Below are 18,465 nucleotides of genomic sequence, written 5' to 3'. Positions count from 1 at the left end.
CTCCGGACGGGCCGTCGCCTCACCGGGCGCGGACTGACGCTCGGGCATGAAGTCCAGTTCCCCTCACCGCTCGTCGCCGGGCCGCGTGGCCCGGTCGGCACACCCGCACGTCGTCACAGGTAGAGACCCGTGCCGTGCTCGGTCTGCTCGGTGGCGACGGCGTGCAGCTCGCGCTCTCGCAGCACGAGGTAGGTCTCCCCCCGGACGTCGACCTCGTACTGGTCGTCGCGCGCGAACAGCACCCGGTCGCCGACCTTCACCGTGCGGACGTAGTTCCCGACGCCGGACACCTCGCCCCAGAGCAGACGCTTCGCGATCTCGGCGGTCGCCGGGATCACGATGCCGGCGCCGCTGCGGCGCTCGCCGGTGGCATCCGGCTTGACCATCACGCGGTCGTGCAGCATCTGGATCTCGAGCTTGGGGTCCTGCATCGAAGTGATGCTACGACCTCCTCCGGACCGGCCCTGACCGGCCTAGTGGCCCGTCCAGCGAGGTTCGCCGGGCATCTCGGCGGCCCTTGCTGGACCGACCGTGGAAACGAAGAGCCCCGCGGTGCTGTCAGGTCGGGGGTCCGACAGCGCCGCGGGGCTGTACTGGGATTCGCGTGGAGCCGGGGATCCGTTACGTGCTCCGGCCCGCCGCGCCGGATTCACCCGTTCGGCCCACCATGCGACTCATCCCTGCGCAAGCAGGTAGCGCCCGAAGTGCGGCACCGTGAAGGCGATCTGGCCGCGCTGCGCGGAGAAGACCAGGCCCTTCTTCATCAGGCTGTCCCTGGCCGGGGAGAGCGATGAGGCCCGCCGCTGCAGGTGCTCGGCGATGCCCGAGGTGTTCACCGGCTCGTCGCGGCCCTCGGTCAGCTCGGCCATGGCCCGCAGGTACTCGCGCTCGGCCGGGGTGGCCCGCTCGAAGCGCGAGCCGAAGAAGCCGACGGCCAGCTCCGCCTCGGCCTCCGGGGCGGCCATCTTGACGTCGGCCGGTCCGATGGGGCTGCGCGGCGCGGCGTCCCAGGCCGCCTTCCCGTAGGCCTGCACGAAGTACGGGTAGCCGCCGGAGGCCTCGTAGAGCAGGTCCAGCGCGTCGGAGTCGAACGAGGCCTCCTCCCGCTCGGCCGGGGCGAGCAGGGCGAAGTCGGCGTCCGCGCGGTCGAGCTGGCCGATGCGCACGTACCTGAACAGCCGCTCGGAGTAGGACTTGGACGCCGAGAGGACCGCGGGCAGGTGCGGCAGCCCGGCCCCGACGACCACCAGCGGCGCGCGCGACTGGGACAGCTCGTGGCAGGCCGCGCACAGCGCGGAGATGTCGTCGGCGCGCAGGTCCTGCATCTCGTCGATGAGGATGGCCACGCCGGCCTCCACGTCGGCGGCGAGGCTCGCGACCTCGGTGAACAGCTCGACCAGGTCGATCTCGATGTCGCCGGAGTCGGCCCGGCCGCTGCGCACGGCCACGTCGATCCCGGGCTGCCAGCGGTCGCGCAGCTTGGCCCCGTCCGGGGCGGAGCGCAGGGCGAAGGCCTTGAGCACGCCGAGCACCTCGTCGACGCGGTCGGCGTCGGGGTGGCGCACGGCGAGGTCGCGGATGGCCCGGTGCAGCGCCGCCGACAGCGGGCGGCGCAGGTCGGCGTCGGGGCGGGCCTCGATCTTGCCCGCGCCCCAGCCCGCCCGCACGCTCATCGACCGCAGCTCGCCGAGCAGCACGGTCTTGCCGACGCCCCGCAGGCCGGTGAGCACCAGGCTGCGCTCGGGGCGCCCGCGGGCGACCCGTTCGAGCACGATCTCGAAGGCGTCGAGCTCGCGGTCGCGGCCGGCCAGCTCGGGCGGGCGCTGGCCCGCCCCGGGCGCGAACGGGTTGCGTACCGGATCCACGCATCGGACGGTATCGGCGAATCTTGCCCCGACCGTATAACCGGCTATCGAGCGCGATGGCGTGTCGTCGATCGGTCCTTATCGATCACTATCGGATCTTTACTAGAAAGCGAGATAGAGACCGATCACGCGCGCCGGGTGGCCGCGTCGGCCACGCAGAACAGCCCGAACGCGCCGAACCCCACGGCCACCACGATCAGCAGCCACGCCCCGAGCCACGTCGCGCCCAGGGCGTACAGCGCCGCGTCGAGCCCGCCGGCCCGGTCCGGGTCGGCCCACAGCGCCGCCCCGCCGGCCAGCAGGCCGATCACCGCAAGGGCCAGCGCCCGGGACAGGTGCCCGAGCACCCCCAGCCACTCGATGGCGCGGCGCGCGGTCCGGCCGAGGCGGCGCACGTCCAGGTCGCCCATGAACGTCCGGCGCACGCCGGTGTAGGTCATCATCCCGGCCAGCACCAGGATCACCACGGCGACCGTACCGAGCAGCAGCCGCCCGGCGGGCAGCGCGAGCAGGCCGGCCGCCAGCGACTGGGCGGTGGTCTGGCGGGCCGGGCCGTGGTCGACCAGCGAGTCGACGATGAGCACCGCGAGCCCGCCGGTGGCGATCGACTTGGCCACCGCGCCGCTGCGCTTGCGGAGGCGCTCGCCCCCGCGCACCCAGCGGAAGCCGATGGCCGCCGCGGTGACCTGCCACAGCGCGAAGGCGATCAGGCCGACGGCCAGCAGGGCGAGCGCCAGGGTGCCGCCGGGCGTGTCGGCGATGGTGGCGACGGCGCCCTGCGGGTCGGGCGGGGCGTCCGGGATGCCGAACGCGACGGCCAGCGCGAGCCAGGCGACCAGCACGTGCACCACGCCGTAGCCGACCAGGCCGATCCGGCCGAGGGTGTCGACGACCTGCCCGGGGGCGTCGGAGCGCCCCTCTCGGACGAGGCGGCGCAGGCTGACCAGGGGAGTCACCCCAGCGCAGTACCCCGACACCGGTCATCGCATTCTCTATGACTTTCTTGCTCAAATGCGAGAAACCAGGATACGAGTCGATCGACGCGGATCTGCCGGGTGCGGACCCCCGCATCTGGTTTCCTGGCGGCATGGGCGGACCGGAGATCGTGACCGAGGGCTCGGGCTGGCACGAGCAGACCGCCGACCGGGCCGACGTCGACCTCACCTACACGGCATCGGCCCGCACCCGCGCCGACGCGGTGCGCGAGCTGGGCAGGCAGGTGGCCGCGGCCGAGCCGCACCTCGGGCACCGGGCCGTGCAGGTGCGCCACCGCAGGCTGTGGGTGCACAACGAGTGGCGGGGCAGGCGGGTCGTCGGCTGCCGGGCAGGCCAGGAGATCTCCCTGCGGCTCACCGACGTGGCAGCGCTGGAGGAGGTGCTCTCCGCGCTGATCGGCACCGAGCCCTCCGGGCTGAACGGCCCGCGGTGGCTGCTGGACGACCGGGCCTCGGCGCTGCGCGAGGCGCAGCGGCGCGCCGTCGAGGACGCGCGGCACCGGGCCGAGGGCTACGCCGAGGCGCTGGGCGGTCGGATCGGGGCACTGCTGCTGCTGTCCGAGGCCGCCGAGCACGGCCCGGTGGCCTACCGGGCGATGGACATGGCCGAGTCCGGCGGCGCCGGGGGCGGTCCCGACGTCCGCGACCTCGGCCTGGAGCCGGAGCCCGTGCGGGTCTCCGCGCGGTGCACGACCCGTTGGACGTTGATCACAGAGAGTTGATCTTTCGCTGCTTTCTTGAACGCGCTGTAACGAATTACTGCATCCATCGGATGAGTGAACGTGGAAGGTATGACACCACGTCCCCCGAACAGACCAGTGCCGCTACTGCGAGCGACTGATCACGCCCGTGCCCTGCTGCGCCGGGCGCAGCTCGCGCTGGCCGTGCTGGCCGTCCTCATCGCCGTGCCGGTGGGCGTGCTGGCCGGCGCCTCCCGCGCCGACGCCCCCGCTCCCCACCACGACACGGCCCGGGCCGAGCTGCTCGAGCCCGCGCTGCCCGCTGAGGCGGCCGTGGCCGGCGACCTGGTGCCCGTCGAGGCCCACTGGCTCGGCCCGCGCGGAGAGCTGCACTGGGGCACGCTGCGCGCGCCCGCCGGCCTGCCCGCGGGCGCCTCGGTGACGGTCGCGCTGGACGACAGCGGCGCGATCGTGCCGCCCCCGCCGCCGGTGGCCGGCCCGACCGCGACCGGTCTGGCCGCCGGGCTCGGCACGCTCGCCATCTGCTGGAGCGTGCTCGCGCTGGCCGGCGCGATCTGGCGGGCCCGCCTGGCCGCCCGCGACAACCGCGCGCTGACCCGCGAGTGGGCCCGCGTGGAGCCGGTCTGGAGCAGGCGCCGGGTCTGAGGCCGCTCAGGCGGAGCGGCGCTCCTCCGGCACGATCGAGCCCTCGATGACCAGCGGGCCGCCCCGGACGTCGGGCGCGGGACGCGGCGCACCGTCGTCGACGAGGCCGCCGTCGACGACCGTGTGGCCCGACCGCATGCGCGCCCTGCGCAGCTCCGGGGCCCGCGCCTCGGCCGCGCGCACCATCCGCGCCCGCACCAGCGAGCGCGTGGGCGGGAACAGCAGCAGCAGGCCGGCGACGTCGGTGACCAGTCCGGGCACGAACAGCAGCACGCCGCCCGCGGCGACCAGCATGCCGTCGGTGAGCTCCTGGTGCGCCACGCGCCGCTCGGACACCGCCCGGCCCAGCGCCTGCGCCGCCCGCAGCCCCTCCCGGCGGGCCAGCCAGAAGCCCAGCACCGAGCCGGCGAGGAGCACCGCCAGCGTCCACGCCAGACCGGTCACCGACCCCAGCGCGACCAGCGCCACGATCTCGACCACCAGGTACAGCAGCACGAACGGCATGACCGGACAACGAACGAGCGGGCCCGTGTGCTCCCCGCCGCGCATCACGACTCGGTGTCACCCGCCGCACACCGCTGCTCGGCCGCACGCGACTCCCCCACCCGTGGCGGGAAAGCCACGTCAAGGACGTCTGCGGTCCTCGACGTGGCCTTCCCGTCATGCGAGGCGGATGGGGGTGAGGGGCTACCAGGTGAGGGCCAGGCCGGGGTCGCTGAGCAGTGCCCCGACGTCGGCCAGGAACCGCGAGCCCTGCTCGCCGTCGACGAGCCGGTGGTCGAACGACAGCGCCAGCTGGCACACCGTCCGCACGGCCAGCTCGCCGTCGACCACCCAGGGCGCCGGCTTGATCGCGCCGACGGCCAGGATCGCGGCCTCGCCCGGGTTGAGGATCGGGGTACCGGTGTCGACGCCGAAGACGCCGACGTTGGTGATGGTGAACGTGCCGCCGACCAGGTCGGCCGGGGGCGTCTTCCCCGACCGGGCCGTGGCGGTGAGCTCGCCCAGCGCCACCGCCAGCTCGCGCAGGCCGAGCGCGTCGGCGTCGCGGATCTTCGGCACCATCAGCCCGCGCGGGGTGGCCGCGGCGATCCCCAGCTGGACCCGGTCGTAGTAGACGATCTCGCCGGCGGCCTCGTCCCAGTGCGCGTTGACCGCCGGGGTGCGCCGCGCGGCCAGGCACACCGCCTTGGCCACGAAGGCCAGCGGGGTGAGCGGCACGTCGGCGTACTCGCGGCTGCGGCGCAGCCGGTCGCGCAGCCGCATCGTCGCGGTGACGTCCACCGCGAGGAACTCGGTGACGTGCGGCGCGGTGAAGGCGCTGCTGACCATGGCGGCCGCGGTGGCCCGGCGGACCCCGCGGATCGGCTCGCGGCGCTCGCCGCCGCCCGGGCGGGGCGCGGCGACCGGGGCCGGCGCGGGCTCCGCGGCCGGTTCGCCGGCGGACTCGGCGTGCGCCCGCACGTCCTCCCGGGTGATCACGCCGTCCGCCCCGGTCGGGGTGACCCGGCGCAGGTCGACGCCCAGGTCGCGGGCCAGCTTGCGGACCGGCGGCTTGGCCAGCGGGACGGTGCCGCCGACGGCGGCCCCGTTGGTCGCGGCGGTGGACGCGGCGGGCGGGTCCGGCTGGGCGCGGGGTGCCGGCGCCGCGGGCTGCGCGGGCTCCGGAGGCGGCGGCGCGGCGGGCGGCTCCCCGCCCGCGGGCCGGCGCTTGCGACGGGTCACCGAACCCGGGCGCGCCCCGTAGCCGACGAGGTTGGCCACCCGGCCGTCCGCCCCGACCTCCCCGATCTTCGCGCCGGCCGCCTCCGGGGCGGCCTCGGCCGTCTCGATGGTCACGATCGGCGCCCCGACGTCGACCGTCTGCCCCGGCTCGGCCAGCAGCTCGCCGATCGTGCCCGCGTACGGGCAGGGCAGCTCGACGGCCGCCTTCGCCGTCTCGATCTCCACGATGACCTGGTTGACGGTGACGGTGTCGCCCGGGGCGACGTGCCAGGTGACGATCTCGGCCTCGGTCAGGCCCTCGCCGACGTCGGGCATGGCGAACTCGCGACGCACCCCGATCACCAGGCCAGCGAGCGGTCGACGGCGTCGAGCACCCGGTCGAGGTCGGGAAGGTAGTCGTCCTCGCACTTGGCCGGCGGGTACGGGGTGTCGAACCCGGTCACCCGCAGCACCGGCGCCTCCAGCGAGTGGAAGCACTCCTCCTGCACGCGCGCGGCCACCTCGGCGGCCACCGACACCTCCGACGGCGCCTCGGACACCACCACCAGGTGCCCTGTCCGGCGCACCGACTCGACCACCGGGGCGAGGTCGAGCGGGGACAGCGTGCGCAGGTCGATCACCTCGAGGTCGCGCGCCGGGTCGTCGTCCGCGGCCGCGACCGCCGCCTCCAGGCAGGTGGTGACCATCGGGCCGTAGGTGGCCAGCGTGAGCGTGCTGCCCGGCCGCACGACGCGGGCGGCGAACAGCGGCGCGGGCTCGGCGTCGGTGTCGACCTCGGCCTTCTCCCAGTAGCGCCGCTTGGGCTCGAAGAAGATGACCGGGTCGTCGCAGGCGATGGCCTGCTGCAGCATCCAGTAGGCGTCGGCCGGGTTCGAGCAGGCCACCACCTTGAGCCCGGCGACGTGCGCGAACAGCGCCTCCGGCGACTCGCTGTGGTGCTCGACCGCGCCGATCCCACCGCCGAACGGGATGCGCACCACCACCGGCATCGGGATCCGGCCCTGCGAGCGGAAGTGCAGCTTGGCCAGCTGGGAGACGATCTGGTCGTAGCCGGGGAAGACGAACCCGTCGAACTGGATCTCGCAGACCGGCCGGAACCCGCGGATGGCCAGCCCGACCGCGGTGCCGATGATCCCGGACTCGGCCAGCGGCGTGTCCAGCACGCGCTGCTCGCCGAAGTCCTTCTGCAGCCCGTCGGTGACCCGGAAGACACCCCCGAGCTTGCCCACGTCCTCGCCCATGACCAGGACCTTCGGGTCGCGCTCCATGGCCGCGCGCAGGCCCTCGTTGAGGGCCTTGGACAGCGTCAGCTTCGTCACCGGCCGGCCTCCTCGAAGGACGCGTGGTACGCCAGGAAGGCCTCCCGCTGGGCGTCGACCTGCGCCGAGCCCTCCGCGTAGACCTGGGAGAACATCCGGTCGGGTGCGGGCTGGGGCAGCTCGACGCAGAACCTGCGGAACCGCGCGGCCAGCTCGTCGGACTCGGCCTGCACCGCGTCGAAGTGGTCCTGGCCGACGCCGTGCTCGCGGACCAGGTTGACCCGGACCCGTTCGATCGGGTCCTTCAGCTTCCACAGCTCCAGCTCGTCGGCCAGCCGGTAGCGGGTGGGGTCGTCGGAGGTCGTGTGCGCGTCCATCCGGTAGGTGAACGCCTCCACCAGCACCGGACCGTTGCCCGAGCGGCACTCCTCCAGCGCCCAGCGCGTGACGGCCAGACAGGCCAGCACGTCGTTGCCGTCGACCCGGATGCCGGGGAAGCCGTAGCCCGCGGCCCGCCGGTACAGCGGGACGCGGCTCTGCCGCTCGGTGGGCTCGGAGATGGCCCACTGGTTGTTCTGGCAGTAGAAGACGACCGGGGCGTCGTACACCGCGGCCCAGACGAAGCCCTCGTGCACGTCGCCCTGGCTGGTGGCGCCGTCGCCGAAGAAGCAGATGGTGGCCTCGTTGCCGGCCGGGTCCTCGCCGCCGACCCGGCCCTCGAACCGCTGGCCCATGGCGTAGCCGGTGGCGTTGAGCACCTGGTTGCCGATGACGATCGTGTAGAGGTGGAACCCGTGCTCGCGCGGGTCCCACGCGCCGTGGTCGGTGCCGCGGAAGATCCCCAGCAGCTCGGTCGGGTCGACGCCGCGGGTCCAGGCGATGCCGTGCTCGCGGTAGGACGGGAAGGCCATGTCCTGCGGCTGCATCGCGCGGCCCGCGCCGATCTGCGCGGCCTCCTGGCCCAGCAGTGGCACCCAGATCCCGAGCTGGCCCTGGCGCTGCAGGGCGTTGGCCTCCCGGTCGAAGCGGCGGACCAGTGCCATGTCGCGGTGCAGCGCCTTCAGGGCGTCCGCGTCGACGTCGGTGACGTAGCGGTCGAACTCGGGGTTCGCGACCCGCTGCCCCTCCGGGGTCATCAGCTGGACGAAGTCGTCGCCGGAGTCGGTGGCCCGCAGGCCGGCCAGCACCTGCTCGCGGGTCGGGGCCGGGACCGGTGGGGCCCCGGCGATCTCGACGGTGGGTGGGGTCCGGTCGGGTGGGACGGACACGCTTCCTCCTCGTGCTCTCCGACCCGTGACCGGTTCGTGGCGGTACGGGCCGCGCCGGACGCCGCTCCGCGCACCGTCCCGGGTGGGGGCGGCCACGACCCGGCGCTCGGCGCCATCCTGGCACGAGGCGGTGCCCGTCGGCACCGCAGCGCGCGCTCCGGGCACGCGGCGGGGGAGGCCGCGCCACCTATCGTGGGGGCGCCGCCCGCCGCGGTCAGTGCTGGCGGGTCCGGCCCTAGTGGGACGGGCCGGGGCCCGGCTTCGGCGCCGAGGTGGGCCCGGGGTTGGGCGCCGAGGCGGACGTGCGCGTGGTCGGGGCGTCCGGCGACGGGACGGTGGCCGAGGACGGCTGCGGGGCGCTGTAGCCCGCCGCGCCCTGCGGGTAGCCGTTCGCGGCGGAGTGCCCGCCACCCGAGCCGGGCACGCCGGCCACGCTCTTCACCTTCTGGGCCGCACCGCTGATCTGGGCGGTGTACTTGCCCTTGGTCTGCTTGTCGACGAAGGCCGCGGCCTGGTCCAGGTACTTGCCCGCCTTGTCCGGGTTCTTCCTCGCGTAGCGGCGGCCGGCCTCGGCGGCCGCGGCGAGCGTGGCGAGCTTGCGCATCAGGGGCATCTGGGTCTCCCTCGGTGATCGCGGCGTCGCGGGTCGTGCGCCGCTCTTGTTCCCTCTGTACCCGGGATCGCCCGCCGCGTCACCTGACGCGGCTCCCGAAATATCCTCTTCACATCACGCTGTGTGATGTCACTCAACGGTGACCCCAGTCGGGGCGCCGTCGGGGAGGCCACGTGGCAGCATCCCCGCATACCGACCGTCGCCGACCCGGAGGTCCGCGTGCCCCCCCGATCTCGCACACTCACGAGCGCCGTCGCCATGGCCGCCACCGCGGCCGTACTGGCCGGCTGCGGAAACAGCCCCGACAGCGGTCAGGCCCCGGCCGCCGAGGGCGGTGTCCAGCTGGTCGCCGAGGGGAAGCTGACCACCTGCACGCACCTGCCCTACGAACCCTTCCAGTTCAACGAGGGCGGCACCATCGTCGGCTTCGACGTCGAGATAGTCGACCTCGTCGCGACCAAGCTGGGCGTCACCCAGGAGATCATCGACACGCCCTTCGAGGGTATCCAGTCCGGTGAGGACCTCAACATCGGCAAGTGCGACGTCGCCGCCGCCGCGATGACCATCAACGAGGTCCGCCAGCAGAACTTCGACTTCTCCGAGCCGTACTTCGACGCCACCCAGGCGCTGCTGGTCAGGGCCGACGCCGGCATCACCAGCGCCGAGCAGCTGGCCGGCAAGCGGGTCGGGGTGCAGAACTCCACCACCGGCCAGGAGTGGGCGCAGTCCAACCTGCCCAACTCCGAGCTGGTCGTGTACGAGGACCTCGGGCTGCTCACCACCGCGGCCCAGACCAGCCAGGTCGACGCGGCGATCAACGACAACGGCCCGCTGCTCGACTTCGCCAAGAAGAACCCCGAGATGGCCGTGACCGCTGAGTTCGACACCGACGAGCAGTACGGCATCGGCGTGCGCAAGGGCAACACGGCGATGCTGCAGGCCGTCAACGAGGCCCTCACCGCGGCCCGCTCCGACGGCACCTACGACCGGATCTACGAGAAGTGGTTCGGCAAGGCCCCCGGGGCCTGACCCCGTAGGGACCTCCTCGCATGGCACTCACCCGTCGTCAGCGGACCCGCCTGGGTCGGGGCGCGCAGTACGCGATCGCCGTCGCGGTCGCGCTGCTGCTCGCCCTGACCGCGGACTGGCCCACCATCGCCCGCGCCTTCTTCGACGTGGGGGTGGCCGCGAGCCTGTTCCCCGACGTCATCCTGATCGCGTTGCGCAACACGCTCCTGTTCACCGCGCTCGGGTTCGTCGTGGCGCTGGCGCTCGGGCTGGTGCTGGCCCTGATGCGGCTGTCATCGGTCCGGGTGTACCGGCTGGCCGCCGGCGCCTACATCGAGTTCTTCCGCGGGCTGCCGGCGCTGCTGGTGTTCATCGCGATCGGGTTCGGCGTGCCGCTGGCGTTCGGGACCATCCTCGACCGGCTCGTCTCCATCACCCTGGCGCTGGGGATCGTCGGCTCGGCCTACATCGCCGAGACGATCCGCGCGGGCATCCAGTCGGTTCCGCGCGGGCAGGTCGAGGCGGCCCGCTCGCTGGGCATGTCCCCCACCCGCACGATGATCTTCATCGTGATCCCGCAGGCCTTCCGGATCGTGCTGCCCCCGCTGACCAACGAGCTGATCCTGCTGACCAAGGACTCCTCGCTGGCGTTCCTGCTGGGCACCACGCTCGAGCAGCAGGAGCTGGCCCAGTTCGGCCGCGCGGCGCTCAACCAGGCCCGCAGCCTGACCCCCATCCTGGTCGTCGGGCTGTGCTACCTGATCATCACGATCCCGCTGTCGTACCTGGCCCGGCGCCTGGAGCGGAAGTACGGCAGCGCCGGGATGCCGAAGGGGGCGGAGGTGTGAGCGAGCCGGTGGCCGACGACGTCGTCATCTCGATCCGCGACCTGCACAAGTCGTTCGGCAGCAACGAGGTGCTGCGCGGCATCGACCTGGACGTGGTGCGCGGCGAAGTGGTCTGCATCATCGGGCCGTCCGGCTCGGGCAAGTCGACGCTGCTGCGCTGCGTCAACCTGCTGGAGGTGCCCAGCGGCGGCACCGTGACGGTCGACGGGACCGAGATCACCGACCCGGACTGCGAGATCGACGACGCCCGCCGCACCATGGGCATGGTCTTCCAGCAGTTCAACCTGTTCACCAACCTGGACGTGCTGGGCAACCTCACCATCGCCCCCCGCCGGGTGCTGCGCCGCAACCGGGCCCACGCCGAGGAGATCGCGCGGGCGAACCTGGCCCGGGTGGGCCTGTCGGAGAAGGAGAGCTCCTTCCCCGGCCAGCTCTCGGGTGGCCAGCAGCAGCGGGTGGCCATCGCCAGGGCGCTGACGATGGAGCCCACGGTGATGCTGTTCGACGAGCCGACCTCGGCGCTCGACCCCGAGCTCGTCGGCGACGTCCTCGACGTCATGCGCTCGCTCGCCGAGGAGGGCATGACGATGCTGGTGGTCACCCACGAGATCCAGTTCGCCCGCGAGGTGGCCGATCGGGTGCTGTTCATCGACGGCGGGGTGATCGTCGAGCAGGGCCGGCCGGAGGCGGTCATCACCGACCCGCAGCAGGAGCGCACGCGCAACTTCCTGGCCCGGGTGCTGCACCCCGGCCAGAAGACCGCCTGACCAGCCGGCGGGTCAGGCCGTCAGGTGCGCCGCCTCCCGCGGCACCGGTGGCGCGATCGGCGCCCCCCACAGCAGTGGCTCCAGGCGGCGGGCCAGCGCGTCGATGTCGAAGTGGGTGCGCGCGATCGCCTCGTTGTGGTCGAGCAGACCCGGGTCCGGGTCGGCCAGCCAGGCCAGCAGCGGGCCGGGGTCGTCGGCGTCGAACCACCGGAAGCCGAACGCGGCCAGCTCCCTGGCCACCGGGAACGCCCCCACCGCGATCGGCTTGCGGTGCAGCGCCGCCTCGATCAGCGGCAGCCCGAAGCCCTCCCACGTCGACGGCAGCACCACCGCGTCGCAGGCCGCGTAGGCCCCGGCCGTCCGCACGCCGAAGGGCAGCCGCCTGCGCACCGGCACCCGCCCCGCGGCCAGCACCGCGGCCAGCTCGCCCTGGTAGCCGTCCTCGGCCGGCCCGGTCAGCCAGTAGGTGCCCCCGACGGCGGCGGTGAGCGCCAGCCCGACGTCGATGCCCTTGCGGGCGATCGCCCGCGTCGGCTGCAGCACCAGCGGCCCCTCGCCCACCTTCAGCCTGCGCCGCACGGCGTCGCGCTGCTCGGGGCAGGGCCGCTCGTCGAAGCCGTGGTGGACGGTGGTCGCCGCGATGCCGCGCCGGGCCAGCAGGGCGTGCCGGGCCAGCTCGTTGATCGTCACGTGCCGCCACGCCGGGTCGTCGGGCGGCCAGGTGGTCAGCTCGGCGTACTGCGGGCGCTCCCAGGGCAGGTCGTGGTGGCGCAGCAGCGCGGGTCGGCCGCGCAGGTAGTCGGCGACGGCCTCGCCGACCGCCTGGTTCATCGGCAGTGAGCAGAGGTTGTCGACGATGACGAGGTCGACGCCATCGAGGACGGCGGCGAGGTCGCCGCGCCGCGGCGGCCGGGGGCTCTCCAGGGCCAGGGTACGCACCAGCAGGTCGGGGCGCCCGTCGCCGGCCACGGTGCGCACCCGCATGCCCAGCCTGCGCAGGGCCCGCACCCACTGCGCGGCGGTGACCGACACCCCGTCCGCCATGCCGAGCCGGTAGGAGACGACTGCCGCGCGGCGGCCGAACACGGTGGACATGCCCAGATGGTGACCGGGCCGCGTGACGCGAGGATTACGCGCAGGTTCCGCGGAGCCGCCGGCGGCCACGCTGCGCGACCGGGTCTACCCAGGATTGGGGAGATCCGCCGCGTCGCCGCAACGAAGGGCCCGTACCCGCCGATCGACGGACGTGCCCCGACTCCCCGCGCTCGCCCTGCTCGCCGCTTCGCTGATCGCCGTGGGCGGCTGCGGGGCGCCGGACGAGCCCCGCACCACGTCCCTCTCGGCGACCTCCGGCCTCACGACGACCACCGCGCCCACCACCGTCGCGCCGCCCACGACGACCACCGCCGCCCCGCCGACGACGACCCCCGCCGCCCCCCGGACGACGACGAGCCCGGCCCGCGCCACGACGACCGCGCCGCGCGCCGAGCCGGTCCGCGCCGTGCAGCCGGCCGCCCCGGAGCCCGCGCCCCGACCCGAGCCGGAGCCCGCGCCGGAGCCGGCCAAGGCCGCGAGCGGCTGCAACGACAACTACGACCCGTGCGTCCCCGACGACCCGAAGGACGTCGACTGCGAGGGCGGCTCGGGCAACGGCCCGTCCTACGTGGCCGGCCCGGTCCGGGTCACCGGCTCGGACGTCTACGACCTGGACCGCGACGCCGACGGCCTCGCCTGCGAGTGACCGTCCCCCGTCGAGCGGGTCAGTCGCGGGGGATGCGGCCCATCAGGAAGAACTCCGGGTTGGGGCGCAGGGCGGTCAGGTGGGCGAGCCGGTTCGACATGGCGAACAGGGCGGTGATCGCGCCGATGTCCCAGATCTCGTCGTCGGTGAGCCCCGCGGCGCGGGCGTCGTCGAGCTCGGCCTCGGTCAGCGCCGAGGACTCGGTGGCGATCAGCAGGGCCAGGTCGACGATGGCCCGCTGCCGGCGGTCGAGCTCGACGCCGTACGGGTTGGTGGCGACGCGATCGGCGATCTCCGGGTCCTTGGCCCGCACCCGCAGGATGGCCCCGTGCGCGACGACGCAGTAGGTGCAGTGGTTGGCGCCGGAGGTGGCCACCACGATGAGCTCGCGCTCGGCCTTGGTGAGCCCGTCGGACTTCTCCATGAGCGCGTCGTGGTAGTCCAGGAAGGCCCGCAGCTCGGCGGGACGGCGGGCGAGCGCCCGGAAGACGTTGGGGACGAAGCCGGACTTGTCGGCCACGGCCTGGATCCGCACGCGCAGGTCATCGGGCATGTCCTCCAGCTCGACGTGTCCGAACCGGCTGATCGGCAGCTGTGCAGCGCTCATGAGTCGACGTTAGCCCCGCGAACGGGGACCATGCTGTCGTGGTCGTTCCCGAGGAGATCCGTCACCGGCTGTCACAGTGGTGCACTGCGCGCATCCCGGACGAGGAGCGCCGACAACGCCAGATCGGGTACACGATCTCAGGCGACGAGGTGACCATCCTCGACCGCCGCGCGCCCACCTACCCCGAGCTGAACACGGCCTGGTCGTCCACCCCGATGGCGATGCTGCGGTCGGAGAACGGGGCGTGGACGCTCTACCGGCCCGTCGGCGACGACGGCTGGCAGGGAGTGGCGTCCGGGACCGACCCGCTGGCCCTGCTCGACGGCGCCCGCGACTGAGCGGGCGGCGGGTTCAGGCGCGGACCCGGTCGGCGGCCCCGTCGACCACCGGGGCCGCGGCGCGGCGCAGGACGCCGAGCAGGTCGGCGGCGGGTTCGACGGGTCCGGTGGGGGCGCCGGTGGCGACCAGGCGCGGCGCCACGGCGGCCAGCAGCAGGCGCTCCATGCCCAGCCCGCCGGCCCGGTGCACGACGACGACGTCGGCGCTGTCGGGCGGGGGGAGCGCGGCCAGCAGCCGCTCGGTGGCGATGAACGCGACCAGCCCGAACGGCCCGGGGGTCGCGTCCGGGTCGTCGTCCGGGCCGGCCCACGCCTCGGCCAGGCGCGGGGCGGCACCGGCCAGGGTGGCCAGCAGGGCCCGGCAGCGGGTCTCGTCGCGGATCTCGCGGCGGGCGGCCCCGAACGCGGCGACGGCGTCGGCGTACCCGGCGGCGTCGCGCTCGCGCAGCGCGGCGACGGCGCGCACGTGCTCGGGGGTGATCGCCCGGACGGGGGTGCGGCCGGCGAGGTCGTCGGCCATCCGGTCGAGGCGCCCGCAGGTCTGCAGCACGGCCCCGCGCTCCTGCACCGCCAGGATGGCGGCCGCGGTGCGCAGGGCGGAGTCGAGGTCGGGCACCGCCATCGGCGACTGCGGGGCCAGGAACAGCAGGTCGTGGCGCAGCGCGCAGACCGCCCGGGCGGCCCCGACCACCGCTTCCAGCTCCCCGGCCAGCTCGACGAGCTCGGCCTCGGTCCGCGGCGGGGCGATGCCCAGCCCGGTGCAGAGCTCGTCGACCCGGCGCAGCCGGGCCGCGGTGCCCAGGTGCGCGAGCACCCGGCGGACGTCGGCGGCGGACTCGGGGCGCCGGCCGCCGACGTCGAGGCGGGCCAGCAGCGGGTCGACCTCGCGCTGGGCGGCCGGGCGGAAGTAGGCCCGGGCGCGGCCCCCGCCGTCGAGGTAGCCCAGGAACCGGCGCAGCAGGTCGGCGGCGTCCTCGGGCAGCCGGCCCGTGACGGTGACCGGAGGGCCGGGGCGGGCCGCCTCGAGCTCGCGGACGGCGGCGGCGGCGTCGGTCAGCAGGTCGTCGACCGCGCCGTGGGTGTTGTGCACGAGATCGGGCAGCAGCCGCCACGCCCACGGGTGCCGGTCGCGCGGGGGCAGCGCGGCCACCGCCCCGGTCACCGCGGCGGCCAGCGCGACGACCGCGGCCCGCCGGGTGGGGTCGAGGTCGTCGAGCAGCGCGGGGAGCCTCTCGGTGCCCTCCGCGGGCGGGGCCGTGGACACCCGGGTGACCAGCGCGCACAGCTCGGCGACCGCCTCCGGCGGGGGCACCGCCTCCGGCGGGGGCAGCTCCTGGTCGGCGCGGGCGCGCCGGGCCGGGGTGGCGCCGGCCAGCAGCCTGCGCAGCTCGCGCAGCTCGGCGGGGGCAAGGGCCGGGATGCGGTCGAGCGAGCGCCGGGCGGCGTCGGGGGGCAGCGCGTCGCGCACGGCGCTGAGCGCCGCGGCGTCGGTGGCGGTGACCACGACCCGGTGCCCGTCGGCCACGAGCGCGGCCACCGCCGCGGCGACCGAGGCCGGGTCGTCGCGGTCGAGGACGGCGAGCGGGGTGGCCCGCATGGCCTCGACCAGCGGGACGGGTTCGTCCGACGGGCGGCGCGGGGGCGGCAGCTCGGTCACCGAGGCGGCCAGTGCCTCGGCCAGCCTTCGCAACCCGGGCGGCGGCGCCCCGGCCGCGATGACCCGGCGGACCTCCGCGTGGGCCAGCGCGGTGTTCCGGTCGGAACCGGCCGCGGCGAGCCGGTCGACGAAGGCCGCCAGCTCGGCGCGGTCGCTCGCGGTGGGGTCCGTCGCTGCGGTCTCCGGCACGCGTCCACCCTCCCGGGAATCCCTCGTCGGACCGTCGTCGGTCACCCTTGGTATCGGGGTGATCTACGGAATGTTGCCTCCCGGGAGGGTGGTCGGCAATCGCGCTGCGGTCGGACGCCCGCGGCACGCGACGTCCGGTCGGCCCCAGCGGTCGGGCCGCTTGCCGGGCGGTGGTCGTACCTCGGACAGTGGAGGGGGGACAGCGCCGAACAGCCCGGAACGGCCGCCGAGCGGTCGGCCGGGGTCGCGGGGCGGGCGTCGGTTACAGGCCCAGGCGGAGCTTGAGCCCCTCCAGCTCGTCGCGCATGGCGGTGGGCAGGCGGTCGCCGACGACCTCGAACCACTCCTCGATCAGCGGGATCTCGGCCTTCCACTCCTCGACGTCGACGGCCAGCGCGGCCTCGACGTCCGCGATGGGGGTGTCCAGCTCGGTGAGGTCCATCTGCTCGGCGGTGGGCACGTAGCCGATGGCGGTCTCGGTGGCCGAGGCCGTGCCCTCCATCCGCTCGATGCACCACTTGAGCACGCGGCTGTTCTCGCCGAAGCCGGGCCACAGGAAGCGGCCGTCCTCGCCGCGCCGGAACCAGTTGACGTAGAAGATCTTGGGCAGCTTGTCGGCGTCGGCGCCCTTGCCGACGTTCACCCAGTGCTGGAAGTAGTCGCCGACGTTGTAGCCCAGGAACGGCAGCATCGCCATCGGGTCGCGGCGGACCTGGCCGAGCCCGCCCTTGGCGGCGGCGGTCTTCTCGCTGGACATGGTCGCGCCCATGAAGGTGCCGTGCTGCCAGTCGCGGGCCTCGGTGACCAGCGGGACGGTCGTCTTGCGCCGGCCGCCGAACAGGATCGCCGAGATCGGCACGCCCTGCGGGTCCTCCCACTCCGGGGCCACGACCGGGCACTGCGAGATCGGCGTGGTGTAGCGGGAGTTGGGGTGCGCGGCCGGGAAGTCCGAGTCGGGCGTCCAGTCCTGCCCGGTCCAGGACGTGAGGTGCTGCGGATCGCCCTCCAGGCCCTCCCACCACACGTCGCCGTCGTCGGTCAGCGCGACGTTGGTGAACAGGGAGTTGCCCTGCTCGATGGTGCGCATCGCGTTGGGGTTGGTCTTCCAGTTCGTGCCCGGGGCGACGCCGAAGAAGCCGAACTCGGGGTTGACCGCGTAGAGCCTGCCGTCCTCGCCGAACCGCATCCAGGCGATGTCGTCGCCCACGGTCTCCGCGCGCCAGCCGGGGATGGTCGGCTGCAGCATCGCCAGGTTCGTCTTGCCGCAGGCCGACGGGAACGCCGCCGCGACGTAGTAGGCCTCGTCCGCGGGGCTGATCAGCTTGAGGATCAGCATGTGCTCGGCGAGCCAGCCCTCGTCGTGGGCCATGGCCGAGGCGATGCGCAGCGCGTAGCACTTCTTGCCCAGCAGCGCGTTGCCGCCGTAGCCGGAGCCGTAGCTCCAGATCTCCCGGGTCTCCGGGAAGTGGGTGATGTACTTGGTGTCGCTGCACGGCCAGGCGACGTCCTGCTGGCCGGGCTCGAGCGGGGCGCCCACCGAGTGCAGGGCGGGCACGAACCGGTCGCCCGCGGGGCCGTCGAGCAGCGGCAGCACCGGGGCGCCCATCCGGGTCATGATCTTCATCGAGCACACGACGTACTCGGAGTCGGTGATCTCGACGCCGAGGAAGGGCTGCTCGGCGTCGAGCGGGCCCATGCAGAACGGGATGACGTACATCGTCCGGCCGCGCATGCACCCGCGGTACAGCTCGGTCATGATGGACTTCATCTCGGCCGGGTCCATCCAGTTGTTGGTGGGACCGGCGCCGGCCTCGTCGACCGAACAGATGAAGGTGCGTTCCTCCACGCGTGCCACGTCATCGGGATCGGAGGCGGCGTAGAACGAGTTGGGCTTCTTCTCCTCGTTCAGTTTCACGAACGTGCCGGCCTCGACCAAGCGGCTGGTCATCCGGTCCCACTCGGCGTCGGACCCGTCGCACCAGACGACGTTGTCGGGGGTGGTGAGCTCAGCGACCTCCCGCACCCAGGAGAGCAGGCGAGCGTTCTGCACGGGCGCATCGTCGATTCCTGGCACGGTCATCGCTGTCATATCGTCCTCGCTCCTCGCCGGTTACCCGGCCCCCGGAAATGCTGCGCACACCCGCGGCCGATCGGTCCGGGTGTGCTGGTGGAAAGGTGTTGTTCGAAGGTACCCGGGACGCGGGGCGAGCTACACCGCTGATGCTGTCGGTCGCCTCAC

General features: G+C 74.1%; 19 protein-coding genes. 7 read left to right on the top strand and 12 right to left on the bottom strand.

Annotated features, from left to right (window positions below; genetic code table 11):
- Window positions 1–113: 113 nt before the first annotated feature.
- The 3 genes from KDL28_RS17955 to KDL28_RS17945 form a co-directional block, all read right to left on the bottom strand.
- Complete coding sequence (locus KDL28_RS17955) at window positions 114–431, bottom strand: GroES family chaperonin (protein ID WP_252440059.1); 318 nt, start codon at window positions 429–431, stop codon at window positions 114–116.
- Window positions 432–674: 243 nt separating this feature from the next.
- Window positions 675–1,865 carry a DUF8462 domain-containing protein gene (locus KDL28_RS17950; RefSeq protein ID WP_252440057.1) on the bottom strand — a complete coding sequence of 397 codons (1,191 nt, stop codon included), beginning with the start codon at window positions 1,863–1,865 and terminating at the stop codon, window positions 675–677.
- Between the two features lie 125 nt (window positions 1,866–1,990).
- Entirely contained in the window at window positions 1,991–2,821 is an 831-nt protein-coding gene (locus KDL28_RS17945) for a DUF1206 domain-containing protein (RefSeq protein WP_252440055.1), read from the bottom strand.
- A 131-nt stretch (window positions 2,822–2,952) separates the two neighbouring features.
- Between KDL28_RS17945 and KDL28_RS17940 the strand changes: the two genes are divergently transcribed.
- Window positions 2,953–3,582, top strand: coding sequence for an SIMPL domain-containing protein (locus KDL28_RS17940; protein ID WP_252440054.1), 630 nt, complete (start codon window positions 2,953–2,955; stop codon window positions 3,580–3,582).
- Between the two features lie 96 nt (window positions 3,583–3,678).
- Entirely contained in the window at window positions 3,679–4,206 is a 528-nt protein-coding gene (locus KDL28_RS17935; protein ID WP_252440052.1) for an Rv1733c family protein, read from the top strand.
- Window positions 4,207–4,212: 6 nt separating this feature from the next.
- Here the strand turns inward: KDL28_RS17935 and KDL28_RS17930 are convergent, their stop codons facing one another.
- From KDL28_RS17930 to KDL28_RS41545, 5 genes are all read right to left on the bottom strand, one after another.
- A complete protein-coding gene (locus tag KDL28_RS17930) occupies window positions 4,213–4,710 on the bottom strand; it encodes an FxsA family protein (RefSeq protein WP_252440050.1) in 498 nt (165 codons plus the stop codon).
- Window positions 4,711–4,893: 183 nt separating this feature from the next.
- Window positions 4,894–6,246: a dihydrolipoamide acetyltransferase family protein gene (locus tag KDL28_RS17925; RefSeq protein ID WP_256502017.1), complete on the bottom strand. Its 1,353-nt coding sequence runs from the start codon at window positions 6,244–6,246 to the stop codon at window positions 4,894–4,896.
- Between the two features lie 23 nt (window positions 6,247–6,269).
- Window positions 6,270–7,250 (bottom strand): alpha-ketoacid dehydrogenase subunit beta, encoded by a 981-nt coding sequence (locus KDL28_RS17920; RefSeq protein WP_308216022.1) that lies wholly within the window; start codon window positions 7,248–7,250, stop codon window positions 6,270–6,272.
- Window positions 7,247–8,419, bottom strand: a complete 1,173-nt coding sequence (gene pdhA, locus KDL28_RS17915; RefSeq protein WP_252440127.1) for a pyruvate dehydrogenase (acetyl-transferring) E1 component subunit alpha — start codon at window positions 8,417–8,419, stop codon at window positions 7,247–7,249. The genes KDL28_RS17920 and pdhA overlap by 4 nt, the downstream gene beginning before the upstream one ends.
- A gap of 274 nt (window positions 8,420–8,693) precedes the next feature.
- Window positions 8,694–9,071: an antitoxin gene (locus tag KDL28_RS41545; RefSeq protein ID WP_308216021.1), complete on the bottom strand. Its 378-nt coding sequence runs from the start codon at window positions 9,069–9,071 to the stop codon at window positions 8,694–8,696.
- A 258-nt stretch (window positions 9,072–9,329) separates the two neighbouring features.
- Here KDL28_RS41545 and KDL28_RS17905 point away from each other — a divergent pair, with 258 nt between their 5' ends.
- The 3 genes from KDL28_RS17905 to KDL28_RS17895 are packed head-to-tail and all read left to right on the top strand — an operon-like array spanning window position 9,330 to window position 11,694.
- Window positions 9,330–10,100, top strand: a complete 771-nt coding sequence (locus KDL28_RS17905; RefSeq protein WP_252440048.1) for a transporter substrate-binding domain-containing protein — start codon at window positions 9,330–9,332, stop codon at window positions 10,098–10,100.
- Window positions 10,101–10,120: 20 nt separating this feature from the next.
- Window positions 10,121–10,927, top strand: coding sequence for an amino acid ABC transporter permease (locus tag KDL28_RS17900; RefSeq protein ID WP_252440046.1), 807 nt, complete (start codon window positions 10,121–10,123; stop codon window positions 10,925–10,927).
- The gene (locus KDL28_RS17895; protein WP_308216020.1) at window positions 10,924–11,694 is read left to right on the top strand and encodes an amino acid ABC transporter ATP-binding protein; all 771 of its coding nucleotides are present in this window, start codon (window positions 10,924–10,926) and stop codon (window positions 11,692–11,694) included. Before KDL28_RS17900 ends, KDL28_RS17895 begins: the two co-directional genes overlap by 4 nt.
- A gap of 12 nt (window positions 11,695–11,706) precedes the next feature.
- Here KDL28_RS17895 and KDL28_RS17890 read toward each other — a convergent pair whose 3' ends face one another.
- Window positions 11,707–12,789, bottom strand: coding sequence for a glycosyltransferase (locus KDL28_RS17890; protein ID WP_252440044.1), 1,083 nt, complete (start codon window positions 12,787–12,789; stop codon window positions 11,707–11,709).
- A gap of 151 nt (window positions 12,790–12,940) precedes the next feature.
- On the opposite strand from KDL28_RS17890, the gene KDL28_RS17885 reads away from it, so the two are divergent.
- Entirely contained in the window at window positions 12,941–13,435 is a 495-nt protein-coding gene (locus KDL28_RS17885; RefSeq protein WP_252440042.1) for a hypothetical protein, read from the top strand.
- 19 nt (window positions 13,436–13,454) lie between these two features.
- On the opposite strand, the gene KDL28_RS17880 is transcribed toward KDL28_RS17885, so the two are convergent.
- Entirely contained in the window at window positions 13,455–14,042 is a 588-nt protein-coding gene (locus KDL28_RS17880) for a peroxidase-related enzyme (RefSeq protein WP_252440040.1), read from the bottom strand.
- A 38-nt stretch (window positions 14,043–14,080) separates the two neighbouring features.
- Here KDL28_RS17880 and KDL28_RS42410 point away from each other — a divergent pair, with 38 nt between their 5' ends.
- Complete coding sequence (locus KDL28_RS42410; protein ID WP_443698375.1) at window positions 14,081–14,380, top strand: DUF3024 domain-containing protein; 300 nt, start codon at window positions 14,081–14,083, stop codon at window positions 14,378–14,380.
- Between the two features lie 13 nt (window positions 14,381–14,393).
- Here KDL28_RS42410 and KDL28_RS17870 read toward each other — a convergent pair whose 3' ends face one another.
- Window positions 14,394–16,226, bottom strand: a complete 1,833-nt coding sequence (locus KDL28_RS17870) for a hypothetical protein (protein ID WP_252440036.1) — start codon at window positions 16,224–16,226, stop codon at window positions 14,394–14,396.
- Between the two features lie 262 nt (window positions 16,227–16,488).
- Window positions 16,489–18,315: a phosphoenolpyruvate carboxykinase (GTP) gene (locus tag KDL28_RS17865; RefSeq protein ID WP_252440034.1), complete on the bottom strand. Its 1,827-nt coding sequence runs from the start codon at window positions 18,313–18,315 to the stop codon at window positions 16,489–16,491.
- Window positions 18,316–18,465: the final 150 nt, after the last annotated feature.

It is taken from the genome of Pseudonocardia humida, assembly GCF_023898865.1.
GTDB classification, from domain to species: domain Bacteria; phylum Actinomycetota; class Actinomycetes; order Mycobacteriales; family Pseudonocardiaceae; genus Pseudonocardia; species Pseudonocardia humida.
The sequence above is the reverse complement of the archived record's forward strand: the minus strand, read 5'-3'. Positions and strand labels throughout refer to the sequence as shown.

Coding starts and splice junctions, on each gene's coding strand:
- KDL28_RS17905 (WP_252440048.1), top strand. CDS start 9,330: ATGGCCGCCACCGCGGCCGTACTGGCCGGCTGCGGAAACAGCCCCGAC.
- KDL28_RS41545 (WP_308216021.1), bottom strand. CDS start 9,071: ATGCCCCTGATGCGCAAGCTCGCCACGCTCGCCGCGGCCGCCGAGGCC.
- KDL28_RS17940 (WP_252440054.1), top strand. CDS start 2,953: ATGGGCGGACCGGAGATCGTGACCGAGGGCTCGGGCTGGCACGAGCAG.
- KDL28_RS17930 (WP_252440050.1), bottom strand. CDS start 4,710: ATGCCGTTCGTGCTGCTGTACCTGGTGGTCGAGATCGTGGCGCTGGTC.
- KDL28_RS17865 (WP_252440034.1), bottom strand. CDS start 18,315: ATGACAGCGATGACCGTGCCAGGAATCGACGATGCGCCCGTGCAGAAC.
- KDL28_RS17955 (WP_252440059.1), bottom strand. CDS start 431: ATGCAGGACCCCAAGCTCGAGATCCAGATGCTGCACGACCGCGTGATG.
- KDL28_RS17880 (WP_252440040.1), bottom strand. CDS start 14,042: ATGAGCGCTGCACAGCTGCCGATCAGCCGGTTCGGACACGTCGAGCTG.
- KDL28_RS17900 (WP_252440046.1), top strand. CDS start 10,121: ATGGCACTCACCCGTCGTCAGCGGACCCGCCTGGGTCGGGGCGCGCAG.
- KDL28_RS17890 (WP_252440044.1), bottom strand. CDS start 12,789: ATGTCCACCGTGTTCGGCCGCCGCGCGGCAGTCGTCTCCTACCGGCTC.
- KDL28_RS17925 (WP_256502017.1), bottom strand. CDS start 6,246: ATGCCCGACGTCGGCGAGGGCCTGACCGAGGCCGAGATCGTCACCTGG.